Here is an 18611-nt window from a genome sequence, read left to right as displayed (position 1 = left end):
ATTTTTTTCTAAGTTAGTCTGCTCTAACCCAGACCACCATGAAAACTACGAAAAATGTTGCGGCCCCGTTACAATTGTATTGTTACCTTTTTGGTCATAACTATAAGGTTACAAAAAACGTCACTTCATACGTCAAGGAATATACCTGCGGATGTTGTAAAAAACAACTGACCACTAATAGTAATGGCGATTTGACCGAGTTGACCCCAAAGTTTAAGGAAATCAATTCCATATTAGAGGAGATGTATAGCCGCCGATTGGAACGTTCAGGAGCGCATGTCTTTAATGCTTCGGCCTATTAACCTCAACGGATATAAAAACCGCAAATTACCTGTTTGTAATTACGTCCTCTGTACTTTTGAAAATGTCAGTTTTATTACTATTTGTAATCTTTCATTTATTACAATCTTAACACATAATTTTTTCGAAATTCATTCGTTTTGGTTATCATGTGGAAGTTGTAAAAAAATTGAGTTTTGAAAAATTTATATTGCAGATTATTTAATCACGATTTGATTATAAAAAACGAAATTACAAAGTTCGTTAAAGAATATACCTGTTCACAGTGTGGCAAACATTACACCACCAGTGATCAAGGAGAGCTGATTCCGTTAACCGATAAGCGACGCGAGATCAACAAGACTTTAAAAGTGCTCTATAATAAACGAAAGAAATTGAAACAGCCGGTTTATTGATCATTTAGGGCGTTCCAGCCTTTGGCAATGATAGGGACCAATGTTTCGCCACGGGTTACTAAATGCATTCCGCGTTCCTTTTCCGTGATATACCCAATAACAGTTAAATTCGGGTTGCCTTTTATTTTAGGGAAATCCTCTTGAGAAATGGTCATTAATAATTCGTAGTCTTCACCCCCGTTAAGTGCAATGGTCGTACTGTCCAGATTAAACTCTTCGCAGGTAGAAATTACTTGCGGGTCTAAAGGAATTTTATCTTCATACAGTTCAGCCCCTACATTACTTTGTTTGCATAAATGGATAATTTCAGAAGAAAGCCCGTCGCTAATATCAATCATAGAAGTAGGCTTCACCTTTAACTCTTTCAACAATTTAACAATATCCTTACGCGCCTCCGGTTTTAATTGGCGTTCTACGATATAGGTGTACGGATCTAAATCCGGTTGGTTGTTTGGGTTCACCTTAAAGACTTCCTTCTCCCGTTGCAACACCTGAAAGCCCATATATGCCGCACCTAAATCGCCAGTAACCACCAATAAATCATTAGGTTTGGCACCACTTCTATACACCACATCCTTTTTGTTGACCTCTCCAATAGCGGTCACTGAAATTATTAAACCGGTAGTGGATGACGTGGTGTCTCCACCAACAATATCAATATCATATAATGTCGCTGCCGCTTCAAACCCGGCGTACAATTCTTCTATGGCTTCCAGCGGAAACCTGTTGGAGACAGCAATTGATACGGTCACCTGACTTGCAGTCGCGTTCATCGCATAGATGTCTGATAGATTTACCATAATCGCTTTATAGCCTAAATGCTTAAGTGGCATATAGCTGAGATCAAAATGAACGTGTTCTACCAATAAATCGGTGCTGACGACCACATGTTTTGATTTAAAATCCAAAACAGCAGCATCATCGCCAATCCCTTTTACGGTCGATTTTTGAGTAATTTCAATATGTTTGGTCAAATGGTCAATCAGTCCAAATTCACCCAAGTCAGCCAAGGACGTACGTTGTTGGTTTTTATCTTCTATCATAACTGCAAATTTATCAATTAGCCCAGTAATACAAGCGTTTTTATCGTAAAATTATTATACCCATCATCTGTATTATGCTATCCTACCATTTACTAATATAATGATTGGTTGTATGGTAAAACACTTCTTAAGTTGTATATTTGTAGACTATTTAGAAATAATCTATATAACGAATGATAAAAGTATCTGAAACAGCGAAAAAGAAGCTCGTTGAACTAATGACTGAAGACGGCTATAACACGTCAACCGACTTTGTACGCGTTGCTGTAAAAAGTGGTGGTTGTTCGGGTTTATCATATGATTTGAAGTTTGACAAATCACAAGATAATGAGGATAAAATTTTCGAAGATAATGGCGTCAGAATTATTGTCGACAAGAAGAGCTTTTTATACCTAATTGGTACAACCCTGGAATATTCCGGTGGGTTGAACGGTGCGGGCTTTGTTTTTAACAATCCAAATGCCAATCGTACCTGCGGATGTGGGGAATCATTTTCCCTTTAAATCCCTCCAATCTTCCAGAACGGAAGGCGTTGAATAATTAATGAAAATGACATGACGAAATACACAGAAGACGATTTAAGAGAAGAATTAAAAACCAAGGAATACGAATATGGTTTTTACACAGATATTGAGTCTGACACGTTTCCTATTGGTTTAAATGAAGATGTCGTTCGCGCGATCTCATTGAAGAAAGAAGAGCCAGAATGGATGACAGACTGGCGTTTGGAAGCGTTCCGTGCTTGGGAAGAAATGATTGAGCCAGAGTGGGCCAACGTTAATTACGTAAAACCAGATTTTCAATCTATTTCTTACTATTCTGCTCCCAATACAAAACCGAAATATGACAGTTTGGATGAGGTTGACCCGGAATTGCTAGAAACCTTTAAAAAACTAGGAATTTCTCTTGATGAGCAAAAAGCTTTGGCAGGTGTTGCAATGGACGTGGTGATTGACTCCGTTTCTGTAGCGACCACTTTTAAGAAAACTCTTAATGAGAAAGGAATTATTTTCTGCTCGATGAGTGAGGCTATTAAAGAGCATCCTGAACTGGTCAGAAAACATATTGGTACTGTAGTACCTCAAAAGGACAATTTTTACGCCGCTTTAAACTCGGCAGTATTTAGTGACGGTAGTTTCTGTTACATCCCTAAAGGCGTACGTTGCCCAATGGAATTGTCCACCTATTTCCGAATCAATCAAGCCAACACAGGTCAATTTGAACGGACCTTGGTTATTGCCGATGAAGGTAGTTATGTAAGCTATTTGGAAGGTTGTACCGCACCAAGTAGAGATGAAAATCAGTTGCACGCCGCAGTGGTAGAATTGATTGCCATGGATGACGCTGAAATTAAATATTCAACCGTTCAGAACTGGTTCCCAGGAAACTCAGAAGGCAAGGGTGGGGTTTTTAACTTCGTTACTAAAAGAGGCTTGTGTGAGAAAAATGCTAAAATCTCTTGGACACAGGTAGAAACGGGTTCTGCCATTACCTGGAAGTACCCAAGTTGTATCTTAAAAGGAGATAATTCAGTAGGCGAATTTTATTCTATAGCAGTGACTAATAATTACCAGCAAGCGGATACCGGAACTAAAATGATCCATTTGGGTAAAAACACCAAATCGACCATTATTTCCAAAGGAATTTCTGCAGGTAAATCTCAAAACTCGTATAGAGGTTTGGTTCAAATTAGCGCTAGAGCTGAGAATGCACGTAATTTCTCGCAGTGTGATAGTTTACTGATGGGGAATGATTGTGGCGCGCATACCTTCCCTTATATTGAAGTGAAGAACAAATCATCAATCATTGAACACGAGGCAACTACTAGTAAAATTGGTGAAGACCAGATTTTTTACTGTAACCAACGTGGCATTGATACTGAAAAAGCCATTGCCTTAATTGTGAATGGTTTTAGTAAAGAAGTTTTGAATAAGCTTCCAATGGAATTTGCTGTAGAAGCACAAAAATTATTGGAGATTAGTTTAGAAGGTTCTGTCGGGTAAGCTAACCGTATAGACTAAATTAAAAAGTACACTAAATAAAAATATAATAGTCAAATTCTGAATTCAACCTTCAGAATTTGGTCCCAGACGATCGGGATAATCATTGAAAGTTAAATCATATGTTGAAAATTAACAATTTGCACGCAAGTGTTGAAGATAAGGCCATCTTAAGAGGCATTAATTTAGAAGTGAAAGCCGGTGAGGTTCATGCCATCATGGGGCCAAACGGTTCTGGTAAAAGTACCTTGGCATCTGTAATCGCGGGTAAGGAAGAATATGAAATGACCGACGGAGAAATCTTGTTGGAAAATGAAAACATTAACGAGATGGCTCCAGAAGAGCGTGCTCACAAAGGTATTTTCTTGTCTTTCCAGTATCCCATAGAAATCCCGGGTGTATCCGTAACCAATTTCATGAAAACGGCAATTAATGAAACCCGTAAGGCCAAAGGTCTTCCGGATATGCCAGCAAATGAGATGTTGAAAATGATCCGTGAGAAATCTGAAATGCTAGAGATTGACCGTAAATTTTTATCTAGATCATTAAACGAAGGGTTTTCAGGTGGCGAAAAAAAGCGTAATGAAATTTTCCAAATGGCCATGTTGGAGCCAAAATTAGCCATCCTTGATGAAACGGATTCTGGTTTAGATATCGATGCTTTGCGCATTGTGGCTAACGGCGTCAATAAATTGAGAAGTAAGGATAATGCAGTGATCGTGATTACGCATTACCAGCGTTTATTAGATCATATCGTCCCTGATTTTGTTCATGTATTGTTTGAAGGACGCATTGTGAAATCTGGTGGTAAAGAATTGGCACATGAGCTTGAAGAAAAAGGCTACGACTGGATTAAGGAAGAAGTGAACGCATAATTTAAGTATGCAGTACACAGTAATCAGTCTGCAGGGACTGTCAACTGAAAACTGCCAACTGAAGACTGAAAAAATGGAATTAAAAGAAAAACTCATAGCCTCATTTATGGCATTCGAAAATCTAGTGGATATCGATTTGCCTGTTCATGATGTGCGTAGTGAAGCAATCAAAGAATTTGAAACCCAAGGATTTCCTTCCAAACGTGATGAAGCGTGGAAATACACCTCTTTAAATAGTATTTTAAAGCACGATTATAGCGTGTTTCCAAAACGGGACAATCACATTGATTATAATGATATCAAAAAATATTTCATTCACGATATTGACACTTATAAGATTGTCTTTATCGATGGGAAGTATTCTTCGCATCTCTCTGAAACCACGCATGATGGTATTGATGTGTGCTTGATGTCATCGGCATTGACCAAAACCAAATACAGGTTGATTATTGAAAATTATTTCAATAAGATCGCTACCAAAGATAGTTTAACCTCATTAAATACGGCGTTTTCACAAGAGGGTGCTTACATTCATATTCCTAAGAATAAATTGGTTGCAAAACCAATTCAGATTGTTCATTTTTCAACCGGAAACGAAGCAGCGCTCTTAGTGCAACCACGTAACTTGATTGTGGTGGATGAAAATTCGCACGTTCAAATCATCGAGCGTCATCAAAGTTTGACCCAAAATCCGGTGTTGACTAATAGTGTTACCGAGATTTTTGCCAACAAACGTGCTATTGTAGATTACTACAAAATCCAGAATGACAATGAAAATGCCTCACTAATTGATAGCACCTTCGTCAATCAGAAACAAGAAAGTTTTGCATCGGTACATACGTTTTCTTTTGGAGGGAAATTGACCCGTAACAACTTAAATTTCTATCAAAATGGAGAACGTATAGATTCAACCATGAAGGGCATCACCATTATTGGGAATAAACAACATGTTGATCATAACACCCTAGTACATCATATTGAACCAAACTGCGAAAGTCACCAGGATTACAAAGGCATTTATGCTGATAGTAGTACAGGCGTGTTTAATGGTAAGGTTTTAGTAGACAAGGATGCGCAAAAAACGAATGCATTTCAGGCCAACAATAATATTTTGTTGAGTGATAAAGCGAGCATTAACACCAAGCCGCAATTAGAGATTTTTGCTGATGATGTGAAGTGTTCTCATGGGTGTACAATTGGACAATTGGATGAAAGTGCCATGTTTTACATGCAATCTAGAGGTATTCCTGAGAAAGAAGCCAAAGCATTGTTGATGTTTGCCTTTAGTAACAATGTGATGAACTCAGTTAAAATTCCTGAGATCAAGCAGCGAATAACCAAGATAATCGCCAATAAATTGGGGGTAAATATCGGATTCGATTTATAGATCGCTCGCGGATGACACAAAGACGTTTCAATGAGTTGATCATACAGGTTTGACTTTTCATTAAATGATTTGCGTTCATCGCAAGCCTTCTGTGTCATCCCGACTCCATCGAACGGTATCAAATTTCAAAATTTAAAGCATGTTTCCAGTCGAAGAAATAAGAAAAGATTTTCCAATCCTTCAAAGACAAGTCAATGGCAAGCCGTTGGTGTATTTTGACAATGCTGCCACGTCTCAAACGCCACAACAGGTGATTGATGCCATTGTGGATTATTATTCCAATTACAATGCGAATATCCATAGAGGTGTGCATACATTAAGTCAGGAAGCTACTGATAAATACGAGCAGGCCCGACTTAAAATTCAACAGCACTTTAACGCTAAAGCGTCCCACGAAATTATCATGACTTCTGGGACTACCCACGGGATCAATTTGGTGGCGAGTGGTTTTGGTGCTCTTCTAAAAAAAGGAGATGAAGTTATTGTATCTGCTTTAGAGCATCACAGTAATATTGTGCCTTGGCAAATGATGTGTGAGCGCAGTGGCGCCGTGTTAAAAGTCATTCCCATGAATGATGAAGGCGCATTGGTTATGTCTGCATATGACGCCTTGCTTTCAGAAAAAACCAAACTGGTATTTGTCAACCATATTTCCAATGCTTTGGGAACTATAAACCCAATTAAAGACATCATTGAAAAAGCTCATGCTGTAGGTGCAGCCGTATTGATTGATGGCGCTCAAGCCTGTCCTCATGTAAAACCGGATGTACAAGCTTTGGATGTCGATTTTTATGTGGCCTCAGCCCATAAAATGTGTGGCCCAACTGGGGTTGGAATGTTGTATGGCAAAGAAGAATGGCTGAATAAACTACCTCCTTATCAAGGTGGTGGCGAAATGATAGCGGAAGTCAGCTTTGAGAAAACCACCTATGCTGATTTGCCTCACAAATTTGAAGCGGGTACGCCAAACATTTGCGGCGGAATCGCTTTTGGAGCTGCCATAGATTATATGAACGCCATCGGATTTGAGAATATTGCCACTTATGAGCATGAACTTTTAGACTATGCTACAGCGCAACTCTTAGAAATTGACGGACTGAAAATTTTCGGGACCTCCAAACAAAAAACAGCGGTAATTTCTTTTAATCTCGATGGCATCCATCCGTATGATGTGGGTACATTGTTGGATAAAATGGGTATTGCCGTTCGGACAGGGCACCATTGTGCACAGCCGATCATGGATTATTTTAAAATCCCTGGTACTATTAGAGCGTCAATCGCTTTTTATAATACCAAGAAAGAAATAGATGCCTTAGCAGCTGCGGTTAAAAAAGCACAACTTATGTTGTCCTAATAGGTGATATTTAGTTTGATAAACATACGCTATAGCTTTAAAAACACCCAATTAGGGTGTTTTTTTATGAAATAAACAAATAGATGTAAAAATGCATCTTATCGAAAAAATTAAAATATTTAAATAAATCTTAATATTTATTCTTTTTAAGTTATAAATTGGGAAATCTTTAACTTAAAACATGTAGTAATATGAAAAGAGTATTTTTAGGAATGGTGGCCTTGGCGCTGGTCTTTACCTCTTGTGATAAAAACGAGGAAGCCATCAGTCCAGAACAGGAAAGTGTTGATATGAGCGATTTTAGCTTATATACCGACATCGCTATTGCGGGAGAAGCCAAACCATCAGCAGATGCTAATTTGAAAAATTGTTTTTCAATGGCGAACCTCAACCGATTATTGGATGAAACTCCTGGCTTATACAAAAAGATGTATGATGTGGAGTATCAAACAAGAGTTAAGCAAGTTGGTAAAGGTAAGCCTGGAAGTGGAGGCGGAGAAGAACCAACACCACCAGGTGATAATTTAGGTGTGATCACTATTCCTGTATATGTACACGTCGTGTATAGTAATTCTAATGAGAACATTTCTGATGCGCAAATTGCTTCGCAAATGGCAGTATTAAACCAAGATTTTAGAAAAACCAATGCGGATAGCAATTCTATTCCTTCGGAGTTCGCAGGTCTTGCTGCAGATACGGAAGTACAATTTACACTAGTAAACACGTTCAGACATGCCAATTCAAAAACATCATGGGGCACTAATGACCAAGTAAAAACGACCTATCCTCCGGTAACACCACAAACGCATTTAAACATCTGGGTTTGTAATATTGGCGGTGGAATTTTAGGATATGCTCAATTTCCTGGAGGTCCAGCAGCTACGGACGGCATTGTAGTAGGTCCTAATTATTTTGGAACTACAGGCTATGTGTCTACACCTTTTGATAAAGGGAGAACTACAACGCACGAAATTGGACATTACTTAAACCTACGTCATATTTGGGGAGATGGTAGATGTCAACAAGATGATTATGTTGCTGATACGCCATCTTCTGATGGACCAAACTACGGTTGCCCAACATATCCAACGGTTAATTGTAGATCAACGGACATGACCATGAATTATATGGATTATACTAACGATGCCTGTATGAGCATGTTCAGTAATGGTCAAAAAGCAAGATTGCGTACCATTTTTACTGCAGGAGGCCCAAGAGCCGCTATGGCAAATTAATACATGCTATATTATCAAACGAATGCCTCTTTATGAGGCATTTTTTGTTTGCAAAATTATTTGATAATTAGCTTAACATCCTTGGCTTAAATTAAGACCTTTGTGCGCTGAAAAGATTTTTAACTATGAAAGTGAGCGTACTGTCTTGTATCCTGTTATGTGCTTGTTTTTGGCTGGCATCGTGTCAATTATTATCTTCTGACAAAGTCATTTATGTCAATAATGCTATGATACCCTGTGCGGAGGGAGATTCCGAAAGGTGTTTACAAATAAAAGCTGCTGTAGATGGACCATGGCAAGCGTACTCGGGCGCTCTTGAAGGTTTTGAATACGAGAAAGGGTTTTTTTACAAACTTAAAGTATCTGAAAATGCTACGGGCAATTCTGCTGCGGGAGAAACCTTGCCATCCTACACCGTCGTAGACATTCTAGAGAAAAGTAAAACTACCTTAACCCTAGATAATGGCTTCTGGATTGTGGTGGGGATTTTAGAGACCTCAAAACTTCCAAGGAATCCAGTATTTAAAATTAAACAGAATACTTTTGAAGGCAATACAAGTTGCAATAAGTTTTCTGGAACTATAGCCTTAACTAAAGATTCGTTTAAACCAAACATCGATTCAATAACAGAAATGGATTGCAACACCTTGTCGGTAGAACACTTATTTCTTAAAACCTTACCAGAAGTAAAGCGTTATCAAATTAAAGGTGATCGTTTATTACTCTTGGATAGGCATAAGAAAATAATGATGACCTGCGTGTATTCTCCTGAATAATCCCGAAATTACACTAGGTTTAATCAACTCCTAATATAATCGCGTATGAAATTTATAATACCAATAATCGCTGTACTGTTATTTTCCAATCAATGTGGTCAAGCCACGGATACATCCAACAAAAAAAATGACATTTCCATAGCAACGCAAGACGGAATGACAATCACTTATGAAGCCCAATCGCGGGGCTTTTACGAAAAAATTTGGGTAGATGCATCAGGGATTTCCTTTGTAGATAACCGCGAGTTCGACAATGTTAGGACCACACCTATTTCTAAAGCAGAGTGGGAGGAACTCCTAGCAATTAAAAACGCGCTTCATCTTAACACTTTACCCAAATTAAAAGCACCTTCTGAAAACCGATTTTCTGATGGCGCAGCAATTGGGACTGTCACCATAAAAACAGAGCAGGACGAAGTTAAAAGTAGCGAATTTGATCACGGGAACCCACCAAAAGAGCTCAAATCATTGTTAAATAAGTTGTTAAGCATCAAGGAAAAACTCTGATAAACAATAGATATATTGTAACTTTGTATAAACTTTTTAGAATGACTATAAAATCAATACAAGAAGACCTAATAGACGAGTTTTCAATGTTTGAAGATTGGGAAGAGCGTTACCAATATATGATCGATTTGGGCAAAACCTTGCCGTTAATTGATGAGCAGTACAAAACCCAAGATAATATCATTAAAGGCTGCCAAAGTAAAGTTTGGGTACATGCTGAAATGGAAGATGATAAAGTGGTATTTACCGCAGATAGCGATGCGATCATCACCAAAGGGATTATCGCCATTTTAATTCGCGTGTTTTCAAATCAACATCCAAAAGATATTATTGCTGCCGATACTGATTTTATCGATACGATTGGTCTTAAGGAACATTTGTCGCCAACTCGTGCTAACGGCTTGGTAAGTATGATCAAACAATTAAAAATGTATGCCATTGCATATCAAACACAGTTAAATTGAGCCAAGAAGTTTTAAGATTTAGTCGGTCTTTCATGTAACCCGTCTAAACCCTTTAGCTCCTATGCTCCTAAATTTTAAAAAAATGAGTGAAACAATAGATGTTAACGCCTTGGGTGAAAAAATAGTTAGAGTGATCAAAACGATATACGATCCGGAAATTCCTGTAGATATCTATGAACTTGGTCTCATCTACGATGTCTACGTCAACGAAGATATGGACGTCAAAATTTTGATGACCTTAACGACTCCAAATTGTCCGGTAGCCGAGACCTTACCGTTAGAAGTAGAAGAAAAAGTGAAATCCATAAATGAAGTAAAATCTGCCGTGGTAGAAATTACTTTTGATCCACCTTGGACGCAAGAACTGATGAGTGAAGAAGCGCGCTTAGAATTGGGGATGCTGTAACAGCGTCTTCAAATTACAAAACACAAATGGGAATTTTTAAAGGATTCTCATTTGTCCTTTAATACCATTTCATAATTACTTTAACTTCCTTTTAAAACCTGTAAAAATAACAATGCCAAGACCCAGTCCTAAATCCTTAAAAGATAAAGACAAAACTAGCCTGAGAAAGTCTTTTAGTGCCTTGGTATTCATTCCGCGTTTCTTTAAGGAAATTTGGGCCACGAATAAACGTTTGTTTTTATTGTCAGCGTTTTGTCGACTCATTGGCGCAGTTTTGCCCGTCATAATTTTATGGGTTGGTAAGTTGATTATCGATGAGATCATCCTTCAAACCAAGATTGATACGTCAGACTTAACCCAGCTCTGGACCTACGTGGCCATTGAATTCGGCCTCATTGTGCTCTCTGATTTGATGAGCCGTGCCATTTCATTAACCGATGGACTTCTGGGCGATGCCTATTCCATTGACTCTTCTGTAACCATCATTAAAAAAACAAATCAAATAGACATCAGTCTGCTGGAAGATTCTGAATTTTATGATAAGTTGGAACGCGCCAGAGTCCAAACTGCGGGACGCGTAGGGCTGTTATCCAATGCGCTGGGAGAAGTACAAAGTTTAATCTCCATTGCAACTTTGGTGGCCGGTTTGATTTATTTTGAACCTTACCTAATTATTTTATTGGTGCTGAGTATCATTCCATCGTTTGTCAATGAAATTTGGTTTAGCCAGCAGCAATATTCTTTGGCAAGAGGTTGGACGGCTGAGCGCCGTGAACTCGATTACCTCCGTTTTATTGGCGCGAATAACGTGACGGCCAAAGAGATTAAACTCTTTGGGTTGACGGACTTTATCGTCGATCGTTTCAAAAATCTTTCCGAAGAATATTTTGAACTGAATAAAAAACTGTCCATAAAACGTTCTGCTTTAGGTTTTGTGTTTAACGTATTGGGAACCATTAGTTACTACGGTGCTTATATTTTTATCATTTACCGAGTGATTTCTGGGGTGATTACGCTTGGAGAATTAACTTTTCTGTCCGGTTCTTTTAACCGTTTAACCCGAAATCTTCAGGATTTCTTTTCAAAATTCACCAGAATCACGGAAAGTGCCTTGTATTTAAAGGATTATTTTGAATTTATAGATATCTCCATCGAACCAAAACACAACGAAGACCAATCGTTACCGGAAAAAATCCAAGTAGGTTTTGAATTTAGAAACGTCCGTTTTTCCTATCCAGATTCTGACAACGAAATTTTAAAAGGGGTGAGTTTTAAGGTAGTTGCAGGAGAAAAAATGGCGTTTGTAGGTCAAAATGGCGCGGGCAAAACGACCCTTACTAAATTGATGCTCCGGTTTTACGAGCCTACTTCTGGGGAGATCTTGTTAGACGGTATCAATATCAATCGCTATAAAAGAGACGAATATCAAGAGTTTTTCGGGGTGATTTTTCAAGACTTTTTCCGATATGAATTTACAGTTAGAGAGAACATTGCCATTGGCGATATTTCCCAATTGGATAATCAAGCAAAAATTGAAAATGCCGCACAGTTGAGTTTGGCAGATGAAGTTATTGCAGATCTAAAAAAAGGCTACGATCAACAACTCGGGAAACGGTTTTACAAAGGCCAAGAACTTTCGGGAGGACAATGGCAAAAAGTTGCGTTGGCCAGGGCTTATATGAAAAATGCTGAAGTAATGATTTTAGATGAGCCAACATCCGCATTGGATGCCAAGGCGGAAAGTGACGTTTTTAAACGCTTTATTGGCTTAACCCAAGGTAAAACCAGCATTATTATCTCCCACAGGTTTAGTACCGTAAGACAGGCTGATCGGATTTTGGTCTTGGAAGAAGGAAAAGTTTTAGAAATAGGCACTCATGAAGAATTAATGGCGAATCATGCCCTGTACGCTCAATTGTTTCAACTGCAGGCAGAAGGTTATCAATAGTAACGCCTATCTTAAAAGCACGCTTAACGTTTCAATATCAAAATAGATATAAAACGCGGTGTTTCAGAAGTTTAAGCGCATTGCTTTTAGTGGTTTAGACTCTGTAATCTACACTTTACGCAATGAAGAGTATTGACTTCAGAATAGAATTGACATTAATAAATAGCTTAAATTTGTAGGATGGAAAATGAAATTATCAACAGAGTAGCCAATAGTAAATTGGTGGTCGTAGACCTTGAAGATTATTATCCGAAAGGCCAACGTAGTGTCATAGATATTAAGCAATGGTTGTTTCATGAATTGGTGTTGCGTGAAAAAGATTTTAGGGCATATGTAAAGCAACACGACTGGGAACAGTATCAAGACCACTACGTGGCGTTAACCTGCACGTCAGATGCCATTGTACCCGCTTGGGCGTTTATGTTGCTTACTGTGCATTTGGAGCCCTTTGCCAAAACCATCGTCATAGGCAGTTTAGAGCAATTGGAAGCCGCACTGTATCAAGACATCATTCAGAAATTGGATATTACCCCGTATGTAGATCAACCCTTAATTATAAAAGGATGCGCCCATAAGCCTGTTCCGGCTAACGCCTATATCATGTTATCTCAAAAGTTGAGACCTGTGGCAAAGTCTATAATGTATGGCGAAGCATGTTCCGCAGTGCCCTTGTATAAAAGGAAAAAGTAAATATTTTAGAGAATTCTGATAAAGTCGTATCTTTGCACGCTTTTAAAATTAATCCATAAAATTTAAAACCGTAAATTATGAACACTAAAGTAGTTTTAAGCTTTGTCTTAATGTTGACAATGTCATTTGGTTTTGCACAAACCAAAGAGGAGTTACAAGCACAAAAATCAGAAAGACAAGCCGTAGCTGATGCAGCACAAGCAGAAGCAAATGCAATCCAAAAACAAATAGACGCGCTTCCAGGATGGAAAAAAGGTGCTTTTGGGGTGATTGGTGGTAGTTTTTCTAATTTCAACAATTGGTACTCTCAAGGCACGCCTAACAACAGTAGTGGTAACATTGGGATTAATTTTAATGGGTATGCCAATAAATTGGAAGACACCTATTTTTGGAGAAACTCTTTAACGGTTAATTTGGCTTGGGTTAAATTTGACGATAAGGATGATCCAACTGATGATGACAGCTTCAGAGCAACAACTGACGTGTTTAATGTATCTTCTCTTTACGGAAGAAAATTAAACGAGAAATGGGCTGCATCTGCTTTGGGAGAGTACAGAACAACCATTCTTGATAATTTTAATGATCCTGGTTACTTAGACTTGGGTGTTGGATTTACTTGGACGCCGATGGATAATCTAATCGTGGTGATCCACCCCTTAAACTATAACTTTGTGTTTGCTGATAATGATTCTGTTTTTGAATCTTCTTTAGGTGCTAAAGTTGTAGCGGATTATACCAGACAATTTGGAGCAATTGCCTTCAAATCTAACCTATCTGCATTCTACAGTTATAAAGATTCAGATTTATCTAACTGGACGTGGACAAATGCTTTCAGCTACACACTTTGGAAAAACATTGGGGTAGGATTTGACTTTGCCTTAAGAAGCAACAAACAAGAGGCTCTAAATTATGCCTTGGCTGGATTGCCTGCAGATTTCATGGGTGAACAACCTAATTTTGATACTGTAGATAATGATTTACAAACGTACTATACTGTAGGTTTGACTTATAAATTCTAAGTTTAATATATTTCATAAAAAAATGCTACCTGATGGGGTAGCATTTTTTGTTTATAAGTGTTTTCTAGCTTATTCTTCCTCTTCTTGATAATCAGGATAGAGAAAATTATTATAAGGAAAACGAGCCACGTGAATGTCTCTTACTTCATCATACACACGTCTTTTAAACGCTTCCATATTCTCTTTATTCAACGCTGAAATGAAAATGGCATCATTCCCAATTTTATTCATCCAGGTTTTTTTCCATTCCTCCAAAGAATAATTTTCTTTGGTTCTTACCGCAATTAAATCGTCATCATCAAAAGGTACAGCCTCGTAAGTGTCAATTTTGTTGAACACCATAATGGTGGGCTTATTCGCACTATCAATTTCTCCTAAAATTTTGTTGACACTGGCAATCTGGTCTTCAAAACTTGGATGCGAAATGTCTACAACATGCAATAGCAAATCAGCTTCGCGCACTTCGTCCAAAGTACTTTTAAAGGATTCTACCAATTGAGTAGGGAGCTTTCTGATAAATCCTACCGTATCCGTCACTAAAAATGGCAGATTGCCTATCACCACCTTACGCACCGTGGTATCTAAGGTTGCAAAGAGTTTGTCTTCTGCAAACACATCGCTTTTACTGATCACATTCATCAAGGTCGATTTTCCAACGTTGGTGTACCCTACTAAGGCCACGCGTACCAATTGACCTCTATTGCCACGTTGTACGGACTGTTGGCGGTCAATGTTTTTAATCTTATCCTTTAATAGTGTAATTCGGTCTCTAACAATACGTCTATCCGTTTCAATTTCAGTTTCCCCAGGACCGCGCATTCCAATACCCCCTTTTTGACGTTCCAAATGCGTCCACATTCCTTTTAGGCGTGGTAGTAAATATTCGCATTGCGCCAATTCCACCTGAGTTCGCGCATAACTTGTTTGTGCACGTTGGGCAAAAATATCGAGGATGAGGTTGGTTCTATCCAAAACCTTGCACTCCAATAATTTACTGATATTACGCTCTTGTGCTGCTGATAGTTCGTCATCAAAGATGGCAGTACCAATCTCGTTTTCTTTGATAAATTCAGCGACTTCCTGCATTTTTCCTGTCCCAATAAAGGTTTTGGGATTTGGCATTTCCATTTTTTGTGTGAAGCGTTTTACGACTTCGCCGCCTGCTGTGTAGGTTAAGAATTCAAGTTCATCTAAATATTCTTTAGACTTTTCTTCATTCTGTTGTTTGGTGACAACACCAATTAAAACGGCCTTTTCTAAATTAATATCTTTTTTCTCTAACATATATCTGATTAAAAGACAAAGTTACATAATTGATTGGCTATCATTTAGTATTTTTAAAACTTAAATTATTGATGTGAGCCTGCAGCACCCAAATTCTGATACCCATACCATTGCTTTTTATAATACTGAGAACTTATTTGATCATCTAAACGATCCACTCATCATGGATACTGATTTTCTAGAGATCGCTAATAAGAAATGGAGTAAGGAACGCTACGAGATAAAAATCTATAAAACAGGAAAAGTCATTTCCAAAATTGGTTTTGAGGAGTTGCAACACCCCCCGACCATCATCGGTTTGGCAGAAGTTGAAAACGACAAAGTCTTGACTGATTTAATTGAAAGCGAGCATTTAAAACCCCATAATTACGGATTTGTCCATTACAACTCACCTGATGAAAGGGGTATTGATGTGGCCATGCTTTACGATAAAACCAGGTTTAGGCTGGATGCTTCCGAAACAATTACGCTTAATGTCGCAAATGAATTGGGCGTCAGAGATTATACCCGCGATATTCTTAAAGTGAGTGGTTATTTGAACGATCAAAAGATTCATGTATTGGTAAATCATTGGCCTTCCCGTCACCAGGAATCAGATGCTACAGGACAAAAACGTATGTATGCTGCACAACGGGTAATTGATTTGATGAATGACATTCAAGCAGAGGATGCTGATGCGAAGATTATCGTGATGGGCGACTTTAACGATAACCCAAAAAATGATAGTATTCAATTTTTAAAGCAGCAGCAGTCGCTTTTTAATCCGATGGAAACATTGCTGTCATTTAAACGTGGAAGTGCAAATCACAATAACAAATGGATTTTATTTGATCAAATTTTGGTCACGCGCAATCTGCTTGAGCCGCAACCTAATGGGCTACAGTACATCAAGGCAGATATTTTTGACGACGATTTTTTAACCCAACTCAATGGGAAAAACAAAGGGCAGCCTTTTAGGACTTATGTGGGTAAGAAATATAAAGGGGGGTACAGCGATCATTTTCCGGTATACATTCAAGTAAAGGAAACCTCACGATAAAACCTGAATACAATTTTCTTCTTGAATGCCCTTCGGTTAGATGACTGTCAGGAAGAGCGTGGCTAAAAACACGGCCACGGCCGGAATCAACCACAATGTGAAAATACCATATCCCGATTTCTTCTTTTGATTGGCATTCATGATTTTCCGTTTCTTCCCACTGTACTGAATCCAATTGAAAAAATAAAGAATCAGGGACGCAAAAGCCAGCAAAACCCAAGCATTCGTTGAAGACATGGTAGCCACATGCATTTGCTGAAAAAACTCAGCGAAAAAGACCCCTAAAACCAGCAGTAGCGACACTTGTACGATGGTAATGTAAATAATAGCAATTCGGTTGGCCTTATTTTTATAGGCTGTTTTCTTATAGTAGTTAAAACTATTGAAAAATAATTGGTCGAAAATCGTCATAGGCAGCAAAAATAATCAAATTAAGCTGTGCGCCATACAGTTATTTTTAATTGGAGGTTAATAACAAAACATCATCAATCTGGTAAGCACCGTCTAAAGTCGTATCCGTTCCTGACCCCGTTACCTTAAAGGCGACATGCAAGGTCCCGGTGTAGGAAGACAAATCGATCAAGCCAGAATCTACAAACTCATACCAAGCGTTGTTTTGAGATGGTAAGGCCGCTTTTACTGGCGTCCAAGTTGCGGCAAGGACATTGCTGCCGTCATAATTTGTTGAGATCAGAACTTCCAGGCTATTGTTGGGAGAATCGACGTGGTGTTGCGCCGCTTTGAAGTTCAAATAAATGTTGGAATAGGCGTCCATTGAAAACCCTGGAGTAACCAACCAGGCTATGTTAACAGGAGCCCGTGTACCAAAGGTCCCAAATTCAGTATACCCGTTACCTTCGAGGTTTTTTTCTCGCCATTTCGTGGTGCCTACTTCTGCAAAGTTGGTCCAACTTTTAAAATTAAAACTGGTGTTATGCTTGGCGTCATCAAAGTCTTCCTTAAATAGGGTTTTAAAATCCTCTAAGCGTAAAGGTATGCATCTACCGTCGGTCATCATCACATCATCCAGTGTATTCAGAGCCACAACTAATTTACTGCCATCATAGGTTTTTGATATGACCCCGGAAACTGCGCCATTACCTAGAGGAAGGAAGACGTCTTTAAAATCAGCATAAGAACTGGTCTCCAAAGTAAAATTAGAATAGCCAATGGTGCCTGAACAGCTTTGTAATTGTCGTAGGGTGTCAAAATCCTGAATGGGATCAAAATAGCGCTTGCCCTCCAGATTCGGCGTGAATTCGACACCGTCAAATTTGGCGTAGATGCCAATATGACTGTTATTTACTTGAGAAAATGTGAGATTTAAAGGCACGATGTCAAAAGTAGAGGCTGAACGGAAGACGTTTTGAACCCTCTGATTTTCTGTAAGCCTCAAGACGGTTGTGCCAAAGAAGTTGGTTTGAGTGCTTCCTCCAATGGTTACCACGCCGTTTCCCACGCGTTCTTCACCAATATACAGTCCTTTTAGTTTGATATAGACTTCTCTTCCAAAATTATATTGATTGTGGGTTTCTACGCGATTCACAATCAATTTAATGCCTGACGAAGGATGTTCCGCAGCATTCTGAATGAAAATTTCTTTAAAGAAATTCCCAGTTTTATCTGAAGAACTCACTATGCCTTTAATGTAGACATCTGTATCAATCAGTACGGGTAACGAATTGTTATAAGTGTATTTTGCTTTTAATTCAGGAATGGAAATTTCAGTAGCACCACTAGCTAAAAGTGCTTCGAGACCTTTGTTTTCTTGAACTCCTACACCTTCAGGAATTGTAAAGTCATCGTCCTGAACACACGACAGAACAGAGAGCAGCACTACCAATCCTAAAAGAAATGCTGCTAATGTAGTGGTCTTCATCATGGCTTTT

19 protein-coding genes are annotated in these 18611 nt (G+C 38.6%); 15 read left to right on the top strand and 4 right to left on the bottom strand.

The features are described from left to right. The first annotated feature begins 38 nt into the window (after window positions 1-38). Window positions 39-302 carry a hypothetical protein gene (locus ES711_RS06965; RefSeq protein WP_146891922.1) on the top strand — a complete coding sequence of 88 codons (264 nt, stop codon included), beginning with the start codon at window positions 39-41 and terminating at the stop codon, window positions 300-302. Between the two features lie 386 nt (window positions 303-688). Here the strand turns inward: ES711_RS06965 and thiL are convergent, their stop codons facing one another. Beyond that, complete coding sequence (gene thiL / locus ES711_RS06960; RefSeq protein ID WP_146891920.1) at window positions 689-1738, bottom strand: thiamine-phosphate kinase; 1050 nt, start codon at window positions 1736-1738, stop codon at window positions 689-691. 173 nt (window positions 1739-1911) lie between these two features. On the opposite strand from thiL, the gene ES711_RS06955 reads away from it, so the two are divergent. The 13 genes from ES711_RS06955 to ES711_RS06895 all read left to right on the top strand — a co-directional run bounded on the left by ES711_RS06955 (window position 1912) and on the right by ES711_RS06895 (window position 14399). Further along, window positions 1912-2241, top strand: a complete 330-nt coding sequence (locus ES711_RS06955; protein ID WP_146891917.1) for a HesB/IscA family protein — start codon at window positions 1912-1914, stop codon at window positions 2239-2241. 51 nt (window positions 2242-2292) lie between these two features. Then, complete coding sequence (sufB, locus tag ES711_RS06950) at window positions 2293-3741, top strand: Fe-S cluster assembly protein SufB (RefSeq protein WP_146891914.1); 1449 nt, start codon at window positions 2293-2295, stop codon at window positions 3739-3741. A gap of 119 nt (window positions 3742-3860) precedes the next feature. After that, window positions 3861-4613 carry a Fe-S cluster assembly ATPase SufC gene (sufC, locus tag ES711_RS06945; protein ID WP_146891911.1) on the top strand — a complete coding sequence of 251 codons (753 nt, stop codon included), beginning with the start codon at window positions 3861-3863 and terminating at the stop codon, window positions 4611-4613. A 73-nt stretch (window positions 4614-4686) separates the two neighbouring features. Next, entirely contained in the window at window positions 4687-6000 is a 1314-nt protein-coding gene (gene sufD / locus ES711_RS06940; RefSeq protein ID WP_146891908.1) for a Fe-S cluster assembly protein SufD, read from the top strand. Between the two features lie 139 nt (window positions 6001-6139). Continuing rightward, window positions 6140-7354: an aminotransferase class V-fold PLP-dependent enzyme gene (locus tag ES711_RS06935; RefSeq protein WP_146891905.1), complete on the top strand. Its 1215-nt coding sequence runs from the start codon at window positions 6140-6142 to the stop codon at window positions 7352-7354. Window positions 7355-7545: 191 nt separating this feature from the next. Then, a complete protein-coding gene (locus ES711_RS06930; protein ID WP_146891902.1) occupies window positions 7546-8589 on the top strand; it encodes a zinc metalloprotease in 1044 nt (347 codons plus the stop codon). 125 nt (window positions 8590-8714) lie between these two features. Beyond that, window positions 8715-9365, top strand: a complete 651-nt coding sequence (locus ES711_RS06925) for a DUF4377 domain-containing protein (RefSeq protein ID WP_146891899.1) — start codon at window positions 8715-8717, stop codon at window positions 9363-9365. Between the two features lie 45 nt (window positions 9366-9410). Beyond that, window positions 9411-9872, top strand: a complete 462-nt coding sequence (locus ES711_RS06920) for a hypothetical protein (protein ID WP_146891896.1) — start codon at window positions 9411-9413, stop codon at window positions 9870-9872. 41 nt (window positions 9873-9913) lie between these two features. Further along, a complete protein-coding gene (locus ES711_RS06915; protein WP_146891893.1) occupies window positions 9914-10336 on the top strand; it encodes a SufE family protein in 423 nt (140 codons plus the stop codon). A gap of 82 nt (window positions 10337-10418) precedes the next feature. Continuing rightward, on the top strand, window positions 10419-10742 hold the full coding sequence (locus ES711_RS06910; protein WP_146891890.1) for an iron-sulfur cluster assembly protein: 324 nt from the start codon (window positions 10419-10421) through the stop codon (window positions 10740-10742). Window positions 10743-10854: 112 nt separating this feature from the next. Continuing rightward, window positions 10855-12690: an ABC transporter ATP-binding protein gene (locus ES711_RS06905; protein ID WP_146891887.1), complete on the top strand. Its 1836-nt coding sequence runs from the start codon at window positions 10855-10857 to the stop codon at window positions 12688-12690. Window positions 12691-12870: 180 nt separating this feature from the next. Then, window positions 12871-13380: a DUF2480 family protein gene (locus tag ES711_RS06900; RefSeq protein ID WP_146891884.1), complete on the top strand. Its 510-nt coding sequence runs from the start codon at window positions 12871-12873 to the stop codon at window positions 13378-13380. 77 nt (window positions 13381-13457) lie between these two features. Beyond that, a complete protein-coding gene (locus ES711_RS06895; RefSeq protein ID WP_146891882.1) occupies window positions 13458-14399 on the top strand; it encodes a DUF3078 domain-containing protein in 942 nt (313 codons plus the stop codon). Between the two features lie 69 nt (window positions 14400-14468). On the opposite strand, the gene hflX is transcribed toward ES711_RS06895, so the two are convergent. Next, window positions 14469-15683: a GTPase HflX gene (hflX, locus tag ES711_RS06890; RefSeq protein WP_146891879.1), complete on the bottom strand. Its 1215-nt coding sequence runs from the start codon at window positions 15681-15683 to the stop codon at window positions 14469-14471. 73 nt (window positions 15684-15756) lie between these two features. Between hflX and ES711_RS06885 the strand changes: the two genes are divergently transcribed. After that, the gene (locus ES711_RS06885; RefSeq protein WP_246139140.1) at window positions 15757-16722 is read left to right on the top strand and encodes an endonuclease/exonuclease/phosphatase family protein; all 966 of its coding nucleotides are present in this window, start codon (window positions 15757-15759) and stop codon (window positions 16720-16722) included. Between the two features lie 36 nt (window positions 16723-16758). Here the strand turns inward: ES711_RS06885 and ES711_RS06880 are convergent, their stop codons facing one another. Further along, window positions 16759-17133, bottom strand: coding sequence for a hypothetical protein (locus ES711_RS06880; RefSeq protein ID WP_146891873.1), 375 nt, complete (start codon window positions 17131-17133; stop codon window positions 16759-16761). A 46-nt stretch (window positions 17134-17179) separates the two neighbouring features. Continuing rightward, the gene (locus ES711_RS06875) at window positions 17180-18604 is read right to left on the bottom strand and encodes a DUF5689 domain-containing protein (RefSeq protein ID WP_246139139.1); all 1425 of its coding nucleotides are present in this window, start codon (window positions 18602-18604) and stop codon (window positions 17180-17182) included. Window positions 18605-18611 lie beyond the last annotated feature (7 nt).

It is taken from the genome of Gelidibacter salicanalis (assembly GCF_007997285.1).
In the GTDB taxonomy this organism is placed as follows: domain Bacteria; phylum Bacteroidota; class Bacteroidia; order Flavobacteriales; family Flavobacteriaceae; genus Gelidibacter; species Gelidibacter salicanalis.
Note: the sequence above shows the minus strand (reverse complement) of the source record. Positions and strands in the feature narration are given on the sequence as shown.

Coding starts and splice junctions, on each gene's coding strand:
- ES711_RS06965 (WP_146891922.1), top strand. CDS start 39: ATGAAAACTACGAAAAATGTTGCGGCCCCGTTACAATTGTATTGTTAC.
- thiL (WP_146891920.1), bottom strand. CDS start 1,738: ATGATAGAAGATAAAAACCAACAACGTACGTCCTTGGCTGACTTGGGT.
- ES711_RS06955 (WP_146891917.1), top strand. CDS start 1,912: ATGATAAAAGTATCTGAAACAGCGAAAAAGAAGCTCGTTGAACTAATG.
- sufB (WP_146891914.1), top strand. CDS start 2,293: ATGACGAAATACACAGAAGACGATTTAAGAGAAGAATTAAAAACCAAG.
- sufC (WP_146891911.1), top strand. CDS start 3,861: ATGTTGAAAATTAACAATTTGCACGCAAGTGTTGAAGATAAGGCCATC.
- sufD (WP_146891908.1), top strand. CDS start 4,687: ATGGAATTAAAAGAAAAACTCATAGCCTCATTTATGGCATTCGAAAAT.
- ES711_RS06935 (WP_146891905.1), top strand. CDS start 6,140: ATGTTTCCAGTCGAAGAAATAAGAAAAGATTTTCCAATCCTTCAAAGA.
- ES711_RS06930 (WP_146891902.1), top strand. CDS start 7,546: ATGAAAAGAGTATTTTTAGGAATGGTGGCCTTGGCGCTGGTCTTTACC.
- ES711_RS06925 (WP_146891899.1), top strand. CDS start 8,715: ATGAAAGTGAGCGTACTGTCTTGTATCCTGTTATGTGCTTGTTTTTGG.
- ES711_RS06920 (WP_146891896.1), top strand. CDS start 9,411: ATGAAATTTATAATACCAATAATCGCTGTACTGTTATTTTCCAATCAA.
- ES711_RS06915 (WP_146891893.1), top strand. CDS start 9,914: ATGACTATAAAATCAATACAAGAAGACCTAATAGACGAGTTTTCAATG.
- ES711_RS06910 (WP_146891890.1), top strand. CDS start 10,419: ATGAGTGAAACAATAGATGTTAACGCCTTGGGTGAAAAAATAGTTAGA.
- ES711_RS06905 (WP_146891887.1), top strand. CDS start 10,855: ATGCCAAGACCCAGTCCTAAATCCTTAAAAGATAAAGACAAAACTAGC.
- ES711_RS06900 (WP_146891884.1), top strand. CDS start 12,871: ATGGAAAATGAAATTATCAACAGAGTAGCCAATAGTAAATTGGTGGTC.
- ES711_RS06895 (WP_146891882.1), top strand. CDS start 13,458: ATGAACACTAAAGTAGTTTTAAGCTTTGTCTTAATGTTGACAATGTCA.
- hflX (WP_146891879.1), bottom strand. CDS start 15,683: ATGTTAGAGAAAAAAGATATTAATTTAGAAAAGGCCGTTTTAATTGGT.
- ES711_RS06880 (WP_146891873.1), bottom strand. CDS start 17,133: ATGACGATTTTCGACCAATTATTTTTCAATAGTTTTAACTACTATAAG.
- ES711_RS06875 (WP_246139139.1), bottom strand. CDS start 18,604: ATGATGAAGACCACTACATTAGCAGCATTTCTTTTAGGATTGGTAGTG.